The sequence below is a fragment of the Cellulomonas chitinilytica genome, from assembly GCF_016862675.1.
Taxonomy (GTDB): Bacteria; Actinomycetota; Actinomycetes; order Actinomycetales; family Cellulomonadaceae; genus Cellulomonas; species Cellulomonas chitinilytica.
Genome location: NZ_BONK01000009.1, coordinates 136,140 through 148,980, shown reverse-complemented (window position 1 = coordinate 148,980; position 12,841 = coordinate 136,140). Strand labels below are relative to the sequence as shown.

The 12,841-nt window shown below is 75.5% G+C and carries 14 protein-coding genes; 7 read left to right on the top strand and 7 right to left on the bottom strand.

The window, feature by feature from the left end; genetic code table 11:
• Positions 1-41 precede the first annotated feature (41 nt).
• Positions 42-1,295 carry an MFS transporter gene (locus tag Cch01nite_RS13930; RefSeq protein WP_203755925.1) on the top strand — a complete coding sequence of 418 codons (1,254 nt, stop codon included), beginning with the start codon at positions 42-44 and terminating at the stop codon, positions 1,293-1,295.
• 44 nt (positions 1,296-1,339) lie between these two features.
• Here Cch01nite_RS13930 and Cch01nite_RS13925 read toward each other — a convergent pair whose 3' ends face one another.
• The 4 genes from Cch01nite_RS13925 to Cch01nite_RS13910 all read right to left on the bottom strand — a co-directional run bounded on the left by Cch01nite_RS13925 (position 1,340) and on the right by Cch01nite_RS13910 (position 3,927).
• Positions 1,340-1,603, bottom strand: a complete 264-nt coding sequence (locus Cch01nite_RS13925) for a hypothetical protein (protein WP_203755922.1) — start codon at positions 1,601-1,603, stop codon at positions 1,340-1,342.
• A gap of 91 nt (positions 1,604-1,694) precedes the next feature.
• On the bottom strand, positions 1,695-2,987 hold the full coding sequence (locus Cch01nite_RS13920) for an RNA polymerase sigma factor (RefSeq protein ID WP_239070532.1): 1,293 nt from the start codon (positions 2,985-2,987) through the stop codon (positions 1,695-1,697).
• Positions 2,957-3,400 carry a YciI family protein gene (locus tag Cch01nite_RS13915; protein ID WP_203755919.1) on the bottom strand — a complete coding sequence of 148 codons (444 nt, stop codon included), beginning with the start codon at positions 3,398-3,400 and terminating at the stop codon, positions 2,957-2,959. The genes Cch01nite_RS13920 and Cch01nite_RS13915 overlap by 31 nt, the downstream gene beginning before the upstream one ends.
• A gap of 41 nt (positions 3,401-3,441) precedes the next feature.
• On the bottom strand, positions 3,442-3,927 hold the full coding sequence (locus Cch01nite_RS13910) for a GNAT family N-acetyltransferase (protein WP_203755916.1): 486 nt from the start codon (positions 3,925-3,927) through the stop codon (positions 3,442-3,444).
• Between the two features lie 206 nt (positions 3,928-4,133).
• On the opposite strand from Cch01nite_RS13910, the gene Cch01nite_RS13905 reads away from it, so the two are divergent.
• Both Cch01nite_RS13905 and Cch01nite_RS13900 read left to right on the top strand, forming a co-directional pair.
• The gene (locus Cch01nite_RS13905; protein ID WP_203755902.1) at positions 4,134-4,853 is read left to right on the top strand and encodes a hypothetical protein; all 720 of its coding nucleotides are present in this window, start codon (positions 4,134-4,136) and stop codon (positions 4,851-4,853) included.
• Positions 4,854-4,905: 52 nt separating this feature from the next.
• Positions 4,906-5,730 (top strand): alpha/beta fold hydrolase, encoded by an 825-nt coding sequence (locus Cch01nite_RS13900; protein WP_203755899.1) that lies wholly within the window; start codon positions 4,906-4,908, stop codon positions 5,728-5,730.
• A 1,566-nt stretch (positions 5,731-7,296) separates the two neighbouring features.
• On the opposite strand, the gene Cch01nite_RS13895 is transcribed toward Cch01nite_RS13900, so the two are convergent.
• Positions 7,297-7,818: a GNAT family N-acetyltransferase gene (locus Cch01nite_RS13895; protein WP_203755881.1), complete on the bottom strand. Its 522-nt coding sequence runs from the start codon at positions 7,816-7,818 to the stop codon at positions 7,297-7,299.
• A gap of 109 nt (positions 7,819-7,927) precedes the next feature.
• Between Cch01nite_RS13895 and Cch01nite_RS13890 the strand changes: the two genes are divergently transcribed.
• From Cch01nite_RS13890 to Cch01nite_RS13880, 3 genes are read left to right on the top strand one after another with little or no spacing between them, the layout of a single operon-like run.
• On the top strand, positions 7,928-8,356 hold the full coding sequence (locus Cch01nite_RS13890; protein ID WP_203755878.1) for a MarR family winged helix-turn-helix transcriptional regulator: 429 nt from the start codon (positions 7,928-7,930) through the stop codon (positions 8,354-8,356).
• On the top strand, positions 8,353-9,798 hold the full coding sequence (locus tag Cch01nite_RS13885; protein WP_203755875.1) for an MFS transporter: 1,446 nt from the start codon (positions 8,353-8,355) through the stop codon (positions 9,796-9,798). The genes Cch01nite_RS13890 and Cch01nite_RS13885 overlap by 4 nt, the downstream gene beginning before the upstream one ends.
• A complete protein-coding gene (locus Cch01nite_RS13880) occupies positions 9,795-10,391 on the top strand; it encodes a hydrolase (RefSeq protein ID WP_203755862.1) in 597 nt (198 codons plus the stop codon). Before Cch01nite_RS13885 ends, Cch01nite_RS13880 begins: the two co-directional genes overlap by 4 nt.
• Positions 10,392-10,493: 102 nt before the next feature.
• On the opposite strand, the gene Cch01nite_RS13875 is transcribed toward Cch01nite_RS13880, so the two are convergent.
• Entirely contained in the window at positions 10,494-11,303 is an 810-nt protein-coding gene (locus Cch01nite_RS13875) for an SDR family NAD(P)-dependent oxidoreductase (RefSeq protein ID WP_203755860.1), read from the bottom strand.
• 112 nt (positions 11,304-11,415) lie between these two features.
• On the opposite strand from Cch01nite_RS13875, the gene Cch01nite_RS13870 reads away from it, so the two are divergent.
• Positions 11,416-12,273 (top strand): helix-turn-helix transcriptional regulator, encoded by an 858-nt coding sequence (locus tag Cch01nite_RS13870; protein WP_203755851.1) that lies wholly within the window; start codon positions 11,416-11,418, stop codon positions 12,271-12,273.
• A 9-nt stretch (positions 12,274-12,282) separates the two neighbouring features.
• Here Cch01nite_RS13870 and Cch01nite_RS13865 read toward each other — a convergent pair whose 3' ends face one another.
• Complete coding sequence (locus Cch01nite_RS13865; RefSeq protein ID WP_203755839.1) at positions 12,283-12,801, bottom strand: tetratricopeptide repeat protein; 519 nt, start codon at positions 12,799-12,801, stop codon at positions 12,283-12,285.
• Between the last annotated feature and the right edge of the window lie 40 nt (positions 12,802-12,841).

Here is a 12,841-nt window from a genome sequence, read left to right as displayed (position 1 = left end):
GCTTGACCTTCACACTGATGTCAAAGTCTAGCGTCGCAGACATGGCCCTCACCCAGACCTCCACCGCCCGCACCGGGCTGCCCTGGCCGAGCCTCGCCGTGCTCGGCGGCGCGACGTTCGTCATGGTCACCGGCGAGATGCTGCCCACCGCCGTGCTCCCGCAGATGAGTGCCGACCTCGGCGTCACCCAGGCGCGCACCGGCCTGCTCGTCTCCCTGTGGGCCGCGACCGTCGTCGTCGCCACGTTCCCGCTCGTCCGGCTCGCCCGCCGCTGGGACCGTCGCACCGTCGTCACCGGCGCGCTCGTCGTGTTCGCCCTCGCCTCCGCGCTCACCGCCGCCGCACCCGGCTACGAGGTCGCCGTCGCCGGGCGGCTGCTCGGCGCCGCCGTCTGCGGGCTGCTGTGGGCCACCGTCAACGCGCACACCGCCGACATCGTCGACCCGCGCCGGCTCGCCACCGCCGTGTCCGTCGTGCTCGGCGGGGCGACCCTCGGCACCGTCATCGGCGTCCCGCTCGCGAGCCTCGTCGCCCGCACCTGGGACTGGCGTGCGGCCTTCGCGGCGCTCGCCGTGCTCGGGGTCGTGGCGGCCGGGCTCGTGCGGGCCGTCGTCGTCGGCGCGGGGACCGCGGGCGGCGCGACCACAGCGCCGGACGACGAGCGCGCCGCCGCCCCCGCCGGGCAGCTGCGCCCCGTGCTCGTGGTCGCCGGGCTCGTCGGCCTCGTGCTCGTCGGGCACTTCGCCGCGTTCACGTTCGTCACCCGGCTCGCCGCCGACGCGGCCACCGCGCTGCCCGGCGGCATGAGCACCGCGCTGCTCGTGCTCGGGACGTCGTCGGCCGTCGGGCTCGCCCTCGTCGGGCGCGTCCGCGACGGGTGGACCGGCCCGGTGCTCGTCGCGGCGACCGGGCTCGTCGCGGCGTCCCTGCTCGCGTTCGCCGTCGTCGGCGGGCGTCCCGTGGCGGGGCTCGCCGTGCTCGTCGTCTGGGGCCTCACCTCCGGCACCCTGCCGCCGCTCGCGCAGACCCTGATCATGCGGGTCGCCGGTCCCGAGCACCGCACCACCGCGGGGACCGTCATCCCGGTGGTGTTCAACGGAGGGATCGCCGTCGGGGCCGCGCTCGGCAGCCTCCTCGTCGACCGGGCCGGGCCCGGGGCGCTGCCCGTGCCGTCCGCGCTCGTCGTCGCCGTCGCCGCCGTCGGGCTCGTCGCGGGGATCCGGCCGCGGCGGGACGTCGCCGGGGTCCCGCAGGCCCGCGTCGCGCGGCCGCTCGCCGAGCCGTGCCCGTCGTGAGCCGGGACCCGCTCGCCGAGCCGTGCCCGTCGTGAGCCGGGACGTCAGACGTCGAGGCGGCCCCGGCGAGGTCGTGGCACGGAGGCGGTCGCGCCGAGGAGCTGCTCGAGCTCCCGCGCGCAGCGGGCGAGGACCGTGCCGACGAGCAGGAGCAGCAGGGTCGTGCCGACCACGACGGAGCGCACGACGAACCCGTCCAGCAGCAGCCCGACGGCCACGCACGGCATGACCAGCACGAGCGCGAGGAACGACCACATCCACTGCCGGTCGCGCAGCGTCTCCAGCTCCGTGCGCAGCGTGACCGCCACGGCCGCCTCCTGATCACCTGTCCAAGTTCTCGGGCCTGACGATACGTCCGCATCCTGTGGATCCGCGAGGACGTTCGTCCCCGCAGCACGGTCAGCCGGCCGTCGACGCGCGCAGCCGGGCCGCCCGGGCGACCAGGTGCTCCCGCTCCGGCACGCTCGTGGCCCGGGCGATCGCCGCGCCGTAGTGCGCGAGGGCCTCCGGGACGTCCCCGGCCATCTCGTGCAGGTGCGCACGGACCGCGTCGAGCCGGTGACCGGGCAGGTCCACGCCGTCGAGCAGGGCCAGCCCCGCCCGGGGGCCGTCCACCATGGCCGTCGCCACCGCCCGGTTCACCGTGACGACCGGGTTCGCCGTGACCTGCTCCAGCAGCCCGTACAGCGCGGCGATCTGCGGCCAGTCCGTGTCCTGCGCGCGGGCCGCGTGGTCGTGCAGCGACGCGATCGCGGCCTGCAGCCGGTACTCGCCGACCACCCCGTGCCCGCTGCTCGCCTCCAGCAGCGCCGTCCCCTCCGCGATCAGTGCGCGGTCCCACAGCGACCGGTCCTGGTCGGGCAGCGGCACCAGGGCGCCCGACGCGTCGGTGCGGGCCGGGCGACGGGCGTCGTCGAGCAGCATCAGGGCGAGCAGGCCGGCGGTCTCGCCGTCGTCGGGCCGCACGGCGTGCAGCACCCGCGTGAGCCGGATCGCCTCGTCCGAGAGCTCCGCCCGGTGCAGCGTCGGGCCGCCCGTCGCGGCGTAGCCCTCGTTGAACATCAGGTAGAGCACGTGCCGGACGCTGCGGAGCCGCGCGGGGAGCTCGTCGGGTGTGGGGAGCTCGAACCGGACGCCGGAGACCGTCCGCTTCGCACGGCTGATGCGCTGCGCCATCGTCGGCTCGGGCACGAGGAACGCCCGGGCGACCTCCGCGGTCGTCAGCCCGCCGACCGCGCGCAACGTCAGCGCGATCGCGGACGCCGGGGTGAGCGACGGGTGGCAGCACAGGAGCAGCACGACGAGCGTGTCGTCCTGCTCCGACGCGTCCGGCCCCGGCGCATCCGACCCGTCCGACCCCTCCGGCCCCGACGCACCCGGCCCCGATCCACCCCGCACCGGGTCGCCCGCGACGAGGCGTTCCCGGGCCGCCCGCGCCTGGTCCGCGCGCCACGCGTCGATCATCCGGCGGGTCGCCGTCTGCGTGAGCCACCCGCGCGGGTTGCCCGGCACGCCGTCGCGCGGCCAGTGCGTCGCCGCCGCGAGCAGCGCCTCCTGCACGGCGTCCTCGGCCGACGCGAAGTCCCCGTACCGGCGGGTCAGCAGGCCGAGGACCTGCGGCGCGAGCTCGCGCAGCAGGCCCTCGACCTCGGCCGGGACGTTCAGCGGACCCCGTCCGCCTGCTCCAGCCACGTCTCCATCTCCGTCACGTCCGACGGCGAGTCGTCCAGCACCTGCCGCACGTGGATCGGCTGCTGCGTCGCCCGGCCGCCCGGACCCGGCACGGCCGACAGCTTCGCGGCGATCTCGACGGCACGGGCCTCCGACTCCACGTCGACGACCTGGAAGCCCGCGAGCCACTCCTTGAACTCCTGGAACGGCCCGTCCGTCACGACGGGCGCCCCGATCCCGTCCGACGTCACGATCTTCGCGACGTCCGGCCCGGCCAGCACCTCCGACTGGACCACCTCGCCGCTCGCGAGCAGCTCGCGCCGCAGCGCCGCGTAGTAGTCGAGGTGGGCCGTGATCTCCTCGGGCGCCCACTCCTCCATGGGCGTGTCCACGACGCCCGGCTGGAAGTTCACCGTGAGCAGGTACCTGGTCATCGTCGTGCCTCCTTCGTCGTCGGCCCTCGGCTGAGGGCCTCTCACCCGGAGAACGGAGCGGGTGACGCCGTCTCGACATCGTCGCCGACCGGAGCCGCATAGTGCAGGTTCTCGTCGTCCCGGACGAACCCCTCCGACGCGTACAGCGTCTGCCCGACGACGTTCGTCCGCTCGGTCTCCAGCGCCACGTACACCGCCCCGGCCGCCGCCGCCTCGGCCTTCGCCGCCCGGACCAGCGCGCGTCCCGCCCCCGTGCCGCGGGCGGACGGGTCGACGAACAGGTCGTTGAGCACCCACGCCCGCGCGAGGCTCAGCGACGACCACGTGGGGTAGCAGTGCGCCAGCCCGACGGGCGTCTCGTCCACCTCCGCGACGAGCAGGACGCCGTCAGTCGCGTCCATCCGGGCGGCCAGGAACGCACGGACCGCCGCGGGTGCGTGCTCGCGACGGTAGAACCGCAGGTACTGGCCGAACAGGGCGGTCGCCGCGTCGAGGTCGGCCGGGGTCGCACGTCGCACGGTGGTCATGGCGGACATAGTGCCGGGGCGCGGTCGCGTGCCGTGGGCGGTCTCACGCGTGTCGTCCTCACGTGCGTCGTCCTCACGCTCCGCGCGCACGCAGGTGAACGGCTCGGGACCGGTTCAGGGCACAGGCGCACGCGACCGAAGAGGACTCGACGGGGCTCCCTCTCGCGACCCCCACCACCCTCACGACTCGGAGAGCGGGCCCACGCATGAGCAGCATCGTGTCGAGCACCTCGGGAAAGGTCGCCGCCGTCGTGGTGGTCCTCCTCGTCGCCCTCGCTGCCGCCTCCGTCGTCGTCGGGGTGCGCGCCGGCGCGGCGGCGGAGGCCCGCGCGCACGCGGCTGCGGTGGCCGCGCAGGACCTGCTCCGGGAGCAGGAGGCCGCCGCCGCCGAGGCCGACGCGACGGCGGCTCGCGACGCGAAGCTCGGGGCCGCGACGAAGGTCGCGGACGACGCTGCCGCCGTGGTCGCCGCCGCCGCGGCCGGGAAGGTCGACGCGACGGCGCTGGCGGCCGCGGTCGACGCCCTGCGCGCCGCCATCGAGAGCGGGGCGCTGCCCGCGGTCGACGCCGCGTCCGACGCCGTCCGCGCCGCCCAGCTGGAGGTGTCCCGGGCCCTCGTCGAGGCCAACAGCGCGGGGTCGGCCGCCGAGGAGCCGCCCGCGTCTGCTGGCTCCAGGGGAGGGAGCTTTCCGCCGGACGGCTGGACGGCCACCGTGAAGGCGACGTGCACCCTGGAGACGTTCGGGTACGGCTCCTCCTGGACCGTCGAGTTCCCCGACGGGTCGATGAGCATGGGGTACCAGCTGGACGACCTCGAGAGCCTGGAGCCGATCCGCACGGTCAAGCGCAGGGTCGGTGACGAGACCCGTGAGTACGCGGTGCAGAACCCGGACGCGAACATCGCCGCGTGCGCCGCCCTGGGGTAGCCGAGCATCGGGTTCCCGGCACGCGTCGGTGGTCCGGCCTAGAGTCCCGGCCATGCCCCACGAGCAGCACGTGCTCCTCTCGGACGGCCGGGTGGTCGTCGTCCACGACACCGGCGAGGCGGGGGCGCCCGCCGTGCTGTGGCACCACGGGTCGCCGCAGACGGGTGCGCTGCTCGCACCGGTCGTCGAGGCTGCCGCCGCGCGCGGGATGCGGGTGCTGTCCGCCGCCCGGCCCAGCTACGGCGGGTCGTCGCCGCAGCCGGGGCGGGACGTCGCCTCGGTCGGCACCGACCTGGAGCGCGTGCTCGACGCGTGCGGCGTCGACCGGGTCGGCGTGATGGGGGCGTCCGGGGGCGGGCCGCACGCGCTCGCCTGCGCGGCGCTGCTGCCCGACAGGGTCTCCGGTGCGGTCGTCCTCGCCGGCATCGCGCCCTTCACCGACGAGGACGACTGGTGGGACGGCATGGCGGCGCCCGGCGGGCTGCGGGCCGCCGTGCACGGGCGCGACGCCCGGGCCCTGTTCGCCGAGACGGACGAGTTCGACCCGTCGATCTTCGTCGAGCCCGACTGGGCGGCGCTGTCCGGCGCGTGGGCACCGCTCGGCCAGGACGCGCAGCGGGCCGAGGCGGACGGCGCCGACGGGCTGGTGGACGACGACGTCGCCTTCGTGTCGCCGTGGGGGTTCGCGCTGCGCGACGTGCGCGTGCCGGTCCTCGTCGTGCAGGGCGGGCGCGACCGGGTGGTGCCGCCCGCGCACGCCGAGCACCTGGTGCGGGAGCTGCCGTTCGGGGAGCTGTGGCTGCGGCCGCGCGACGGGCACGTCGCGGTGCTCGACGCCGTTCCGGTGGGGCTGGACTGGTTGCTGGCCTTGCGCTGAGGGCGCCGGTGCGCGCATCGGTGCAGGTCAGGGTTGTGCGGGATGTCTCGGTTCGCGTAGAATCGAACACATGTTCGAATCTGCGCTCGCGCCGCCTGGCGATGCCGGCGATGCCGGCTGTGCCGGTGCGGTCGGGAGCGCGGAAGTCCTGGCGGCCCGTGCGGTGGAGAGCCTGGCGCACATCGAGACGCTCGCGCGGGACGCCCTGGGGCTCGCAGGTGCTGAGCGGCGCGGGGTCCTCGCGACGCTCGAACGGGTCGGCGGCGCGCTGACGGCGGCGCGGTCGGCCTGGCTCCTGGCGGAGCGGGACGCGGGGACGTCGGTCGTCGCGGGGGATCCGTCGTTCGAGGCCTCGCTGGCTCGGCACGGCAGGACCGGGCTGGGTGCGGCGACCCGGCGGGTGGAGCAGGCGCAGGCGTTGGCCGAGCTGCCCGCCATCGCGGTCGCCGTGCGCACGGGTGCGTTGCCGGGCGAGCACCTCGAGGTGATCGGGCGGACTCTCGCCGGCGCGTCGGGCGGGGTCGCCGACGCGCTGAGGTCGCCGGACGGTCAACAAGCCGCCCTGCGCCTCGCACGCGCGCATCCGGCGCCGGGGTTTCGACGAGCGCTTGCCCGCTGGGTCGCGGAGCGCGACCCCGACCGCGTCGAGGACGAGTACCAGGCCCAGCGTCACGCGCGGTACCTGCACGTCACGGTCCGGCCGGACGGGACGCGGATCTCGGGCCTGGTCGACGCGGTGGCGGGCGAACGGTTGCGCCGGGCGCTCGAGTCGACCGGTGAGGTGCCGTCGGACGGGAGGACGCCCGAGCAGGCGCGGGCCGACGCGCTCGATGCGCTCGCCTCGACGGTCCTGTCGCTGCCGAGCACCGCGTCCGGGGCGGCGGTGCGCCCGCACGTGTCGTTCCTCGTGCGCGAGGAGACGTTCGCGGCGCTGCGGCGCCGCCGGGGTGGCGCCCGCGCCGAGGGTGTGGCCGGTGATGGAGCGGCCGGCGAGGGTGTGGTCGGCGAGGGTGTGGCCGGTGATGGAGCGGCCGGCGAGGGTGTGGCCGGCGAGGTCCCTCCGGCGACGTTGGAGGACGGGACGCCGGTCGCGACGTCGGAGATCGCCCGGGTGCTCTGCGACTGCGAGCTGACCCGGATCGTCGTCGACGCCGCGGACGAGCCCGTCAACCTCGGGCGCACCGCTCGGCTCTACACGGGTGTGCAGCGGCGGGCCGTCATCGCCCGCGACCGCTCCTGCCGGTGGGGCGACTGCGACCGGGCCGCCCGCTGGGGCGAGATCCACCACATCGCCTGGTGGGACCGCGACGGAGGACGCACCGACGTGTCCAACGGGGTGCTCCTGTGCAGCTTCCACCACCACGAGGTCCACCGGTACGACGCCCGGATCGAGCGATTGACCCGGAGGCCACGTCGCCGTCACGTCGATCCGGGACCGGCGCTCTACCGCTTCGTCGCACCCGACGGGCGGATCCTGGCCGAGCCGCGCGGTGAGCTGCCCGACGAGGTGCCGCTCGGTCGGACGCCGGGCTCCGCGCGGGCGCGGGGGGTGCTGCAGGCGGTGGGTCAGTCGCCACCCGTGTCGACCCAGTACCGGCGCTTCGGTGTACCCCCCTCGACGAGCGCGACGTCCTCCAGCACACCGCCGCAGCGCTCGATGGTCCGGGCGGAGGCGACGTTGTCGTCGTCGCAGGTCACCAGCGCGGCGGCCACACCGACGGACCGGGCGACGGCGAGCGACTGACGCAGGATCTCGGTGGCGTACCCGCGCCGGCGGAACGCGGGTCGCACGGCGTAGCCGATGTGACCGCCGACACGGGTGAGCCACTCGTTGAGCTCGTGCCGGACGGACACGCGCCCGACGATCACGCCGTCGACGTCGGCGACGAGGAACGTGGCGGGCACCCAGCCCGGGGGCAGACCGACGCCGTCGCGCTCGCGGTCCAGGTGGGCCAGGTAGCCGGCCCAGTCGTCGCGACGCCCGCCGAGCAGGAAGTCGAACCCCTCCCGGGCGAGCTCGTCGTGCGCCTGCCACGCCTGCGCTTCGTCGTCGGTGGTCAGCGGGCGCAGCAGGAGTCGGTCCGTCACAGGTCTCAGGCTCGCAGAAGGGTCGTCCCCGCGATGACCGGTTTCCGCGTCGCGACGAGTTCGACAGTCACAACTGGACAGTCTGAACTGTCGAATCTACCGTGAAGGGGTGTCCACCGCCCATGCCGCCGACGTCGCCCGCGACCTCAAGGTGGTGTTCGGGCGCCTTCGCCGCCGGCTGCGCGAGGTGGCCGACGCCGACGACCTCACCCCGTCGCAGGCGTCCGCCCTGAGCCGGCTGCTGCGTGACGGTGCCGCCACCGCGAGCGGGCTCGCCGGCGCCGAGGGGGTCCGGCCGCAGTCGATGGCCGCGACGCTCGCGCCGCTCGAGCAGCGCGGGTTCATCCGCCGCGACCAGGACCCGGACGACGGCCGCCGCCAGCTCGTGCAGCTCACCGACAGCGGCCGGGAGCGGGCCGAGGGCACCCGGCAGGCCCGTGAGGAGTGGCTGACCCGGGCGTTGGGGGAGTACACCGAGGCCGAGCGGCGCACCATCGCGGACGCCCTGACCCTGCTGGACAAGCTGACGCAGTCGTGACGTTGCTGCACCGCGAGCCCCGCACGTCGGCCCCGGCCGGCGCGTTCGACCGCAGGCTGATCCCGCCGATGATCCTGGGGTCGCTGCTCAACCCCGTGAACTCGTCGATGCTGGCGGTCGCGCTCATCCCCATCGGGCTCGCGCTCGGGGCACCGCCGTCCGACACCGTCTGGCTCGTGTCGGCGCTGTACCTCGCGACGGCGGTGGGGCAGCCGGTCGTCGGGCGGCTGGTCGACGCGTACGGCCCGCGTCCCCTCTACCTGACGGGCGCTGCGCTCGTCGGGCTCGCCGGGGCGCTCGGCGCGGTCGCCCCCAACCTGCCGGTGCTGGTCGTCGCGCGTGTGCTCATCGGGCTCGGGACGTGCGCGGGCTACCCGGCGGCGATGTACCTCATCCGCAGCGAGGGGCAGCGCACCGGGCGGAACAGCCCGAGCGGCGTGCTCGCGGCGCTGTCCGTCGCCACGCAGGTCACGGCGGTGATCGGGCCGACGCTCGGCGGGCTGCTCATCGGCGTCGGCGGCTGGCGGACGATCTTCACGGTCAACGTGCCGCTCGCCGCCGCGAGCCTGGTGCTCGGCTGGCGACGGCTGCCCCGGGCGCGCGTCGCCGCCGACGCCGAGCCGTCCGATGCCGACGGCGCGCCGTCCCTCGCGCGTGGTGCGAGGCTCGACGTCCCCGGCGTCGTGCTGTTCGCCGCCACGCTCACCTCGGCGATGCTCTTCCTGATGGACCCGCAGGCCGCCCACGCGTACCTGCTGGTGGTCGCCGCGGCGGCAGGCGTCGGCTTCGTGCTCCGGGAGCGCCGGGCGGCCGACCCGTTCATCGACCTGCGGCTGCTCGGCGGCAACCGCCCCCTCATCGCCACGTACCTGCGGCAGGTCCTGACGTTCACGGTGTCGTACGCGTTCCTCTACGGGTACACGCAGTGGCTCGAGGCCGGCCGGGGGCTGAGCGCGTCGGCCGCCGGGCTGCTGCTCCTGCCGATGTTCGTCACCGGGATCGTCGCGACCAGCACGGCCGGCCGGCGGCCGAAGGTCCGCGGCAAGCTCGTCGTCGGGAGCCTCGCCCAGATCGCGGCGTGCCTCGTCCTGCTGCTCGTCGTCGGGTCGGCCACGCCGATCTGGGTGCTGGTGCTCGTCGCCGTCGTGGCGGGGATCCCGCAAGGGCTCAACGGGCTCGCGAACCAGAACGCGCTGTACCACCAGGCCGATCCCGCCCGGATCGGGTCCGCCGCCGGGCTGCTGCGGACGTTCACCTACCTCGGTGCGCTCGCGGCCGCGGCGGCGAACGCGTCGTTCTTCGCGGGCGGTGCCGACACGGCCGGGCTGCACGAGCTCAGCGTGTTCGTCATGGCGTGCGCCGCCGCGCTCCTCGTCCTCACCCTCGTCGACCAGTCGCTCGGCCGGATCGGCGTCCCGTCCGCACCGAAAGGCACGTCATGACCCTCACGACCCTCGACGAGCGCACCGCCCTCGTCCTCGTCGACCTGCAGCGCGGCATCGCCGGCGGCGCCACCCAGCCGTTCACAGGCCCCGAAGTCGTCGCCCGGGCCGCCACGCTCGCCGACGCGTTCCGCGCCCGCGGCCTGCTCGTCGTCCTCGTCCGGGTGTCGACGCGGCCCGACGGGTCCGACGCGGTGCCCGGCCGGACCGAGGCGCAGCGCCCGTCGAACCGCCCGGCCGGCTGGGACGAGATCGTCGACGAGCTCGCCGGGCACCCGTCGGACGTCGTCGTCACCAAGCGCAACTGGGGCGCCTTCTACGGCACGGACCTCGACGTCCAGCTGCGTCGGCGCGGCATCACGCAGGTCGTCCTCGGTGGCATCGCGACGAGCATCGGCGTCGAGTCGACCGCCCGCGCCGCCCACGAGCACGGCTACCACGTGACGCTCGCGACGGACGCGATGGCCGACCTCAGCGCCGAGTCGCACACGCACAGCGTGGAGCGGGTGTTCCCCCGCCTCGGCGAGCGCGGCACGACCGCGGAGATCCTCGACCTCCTGACGCGCTCGCATCCCGCCGCGGGACTCGACTGACCAGCGGCCCGGCGGGCTGACCTGCGGGCCGGCTGGCAGGCGGCCGATCCGACGGCCGACCCGACGGCCGTCGGGTCGGCCGCGGCCGTCAGGGGTGCCCGGTCACCAGGGCACCGGACCCGCTGCGTCGCGGTACGTCCCGGTCGGGGCGTCCGGCGCGGAGGTCGCCGCCGCGACGACGGCCTCGGCGCCCTGCTCGACCGTCTGGGTGCCGTTGTACCCGTTGAACGCCGTGGACGTGTAGCCCGGGTCGACGATCAGCACCTGGTATCCGTCGAGCGCCTTCGCGTACTGGCTGGCGACCATGTTGAGCGCCGACTTCGACGACGTGTAGACGATGTTGTGCAGGGTCGACTCGAACCGGGCGGGGTCGGTCGTGACGCCCAACGAGCCCATCCCGCTCGACACCATGACGACGCGGGGCTGGGCGGAGCGGTCGAGCAGCGGCAGGAACGCGTGCGTGGTCCGGACGGGCCCGAGCACGTTGACGCCGTACACGGACAGGAAGTCGGCGGGCACGGTCTCGCGCGGGCCGATCCACGGGCCCGCGATCCCCGCGTTGTTGACGAGCACGTCGAGCCGGCCGCCCGCGCCGTCGACGGTCCGGACGGCGGCGGCGACGGAGTCGTCGTCGGTGACGTCGAGCTGGACGACGCGGACGTCGGTGCGCACGTCGGTGACGGTGGAGCTCGCGCCCGTGCCCGTGCCCGTGCCCGTGCCCGTGCCCGTGCCAGTGCCTGCGCCCGGGCCGGCGGTGGCGATCTCGGCGCGGAGGTCGGCGGCGACCTTCTCCCCGGCGTCGACGTCGCGTGCGCCGAGCCACACGGTCCAGCCGAGCTCGGCGAGGCGGCGGGCGGTCTCCCGCCCGATTCCCTGGGTGGCCCCCGTGACGAGGGCGGTGGTGGTGTCCATGCGCTCAGCCTCCGTGCGTGGCGTCGGCGGCGACAGGGCCGGCCGAGCCTGGGACCGCCCGTCCTACGCTGACGCCCCCGCCGCGCGACCGCGGGGGAGCATGCTGGGCCGCATGGACCGTGCCGAGCTCGCCCACGTGCTGCGTCGTGCGCGCGGCCGCCTCTCCCCGCAGGACGTCGGGCTCGCCGCGGGGGAGCGTCGCCGGGTCGCGGGCCTGCGCCGCGAGGAGGTCGCCCTGCTCGCCGGCGTGAGCGTCGACTACGTGGTGCGGCTCGAGCAGGGGCGCGGTCCGCAGCCGTCCGCGCAGGTGCTCCGGTCGCTCGCACGGGCGCTGCGGCTGGACGACGACGAGCGCGCCGAGCTGTTCCACCTCGCGGGCTCGGCGCCGCCGCTGCCCGGCACGGTCGACGACGTCGTGCGGCCGAGCGTGCAGCGGCTCATGGACCGGCTCGTCGACCTGCCCGTCATGCTCCTCAGCGCCCGCGGCGACGTGCTCGCGTGGAACGCGATGGCGTCGGCGCTGCTCGGCGACTGGTCGGCGGTGCCGGAGCGGGAGCGCAACATCAACCGGATCCGGTTCCTCGGCACGTCGCGGTACGGGAACGGGTCGCGCGTCGCGATGACGCCGCAGGAGCGCGACGAGACGTCCGTGCAGTCGGTGGCGGCCCTGCGCGCGGCGACGGCCCGCTACCCGAAGGACGCGCCGCTGGCGGCCCTCGTCGACGAGCTGCGGCAGCAGTCGGCGGAGTTCGAGCGCCTCTGGCAGGCGGGCGGCGCGTCGACGTGGCGGAGCCACCGCAAGACCATCGAGCACCCGACGCTCGGGCCGCTTACCCTCGACTGCGACTCGCTGCACGTGCCGGCCAGCGACCAGGCGCTGATCGTGTACTCGGCCGCGGCCGGCAGCCCGGAGGCCGAGGCGCTCGCGCTGCTGCGGGTGATCGGCACGCAGTCGCTCGTCGTCTCGTAGGTCGGGCCGCTACTCGCCCGACGGACGGCCCTCGCCGTACCAGCCCGCGAGCCCCGCCAGTCCGGGCGCGTAGCGGCCCAGGTCGGTGAACTCGGCGTGGTTCGTGACGACGGTGAGCAGCTCGGCGACGGCCTCGTCGTCGCGCCCGAGCTCGCGGAGGGTGAGGGCACGGAAGACCCGGACGGAGTCGGACTCCGGGAACTCGGAGCGGCCACGGTCCAGGACCGCGAGCGAGGCCTCGTGCTCACCGAGCCAGCGCAGCGTGCTGCCGTACTGGCACAGGCAGCGCCGCAGGTCCTCGCCCGCGAGCCCGAGGCGGAGCGCCTCCTCGTAGCGCACCCGCGCGTCGGCTTCCTGCCCCGCGGTGTCGTAGGCGCCTGCGACCTCGTAGGTCAGGACCGGATGACCCGGGTGCTGCGCCAGCAGCTCCTCGAAGTAGGCGATCGTCGGCGCCATGTCGCCGCGGTCACGGCGCTCGTAGCCGAGTGCGATCGCGGCCTCGAGCTCGGGTGTCACGGTGTGCGCCATGGGCGCGATGGTAGAGCCGGACGTCGTGGCGAGCGGCGGG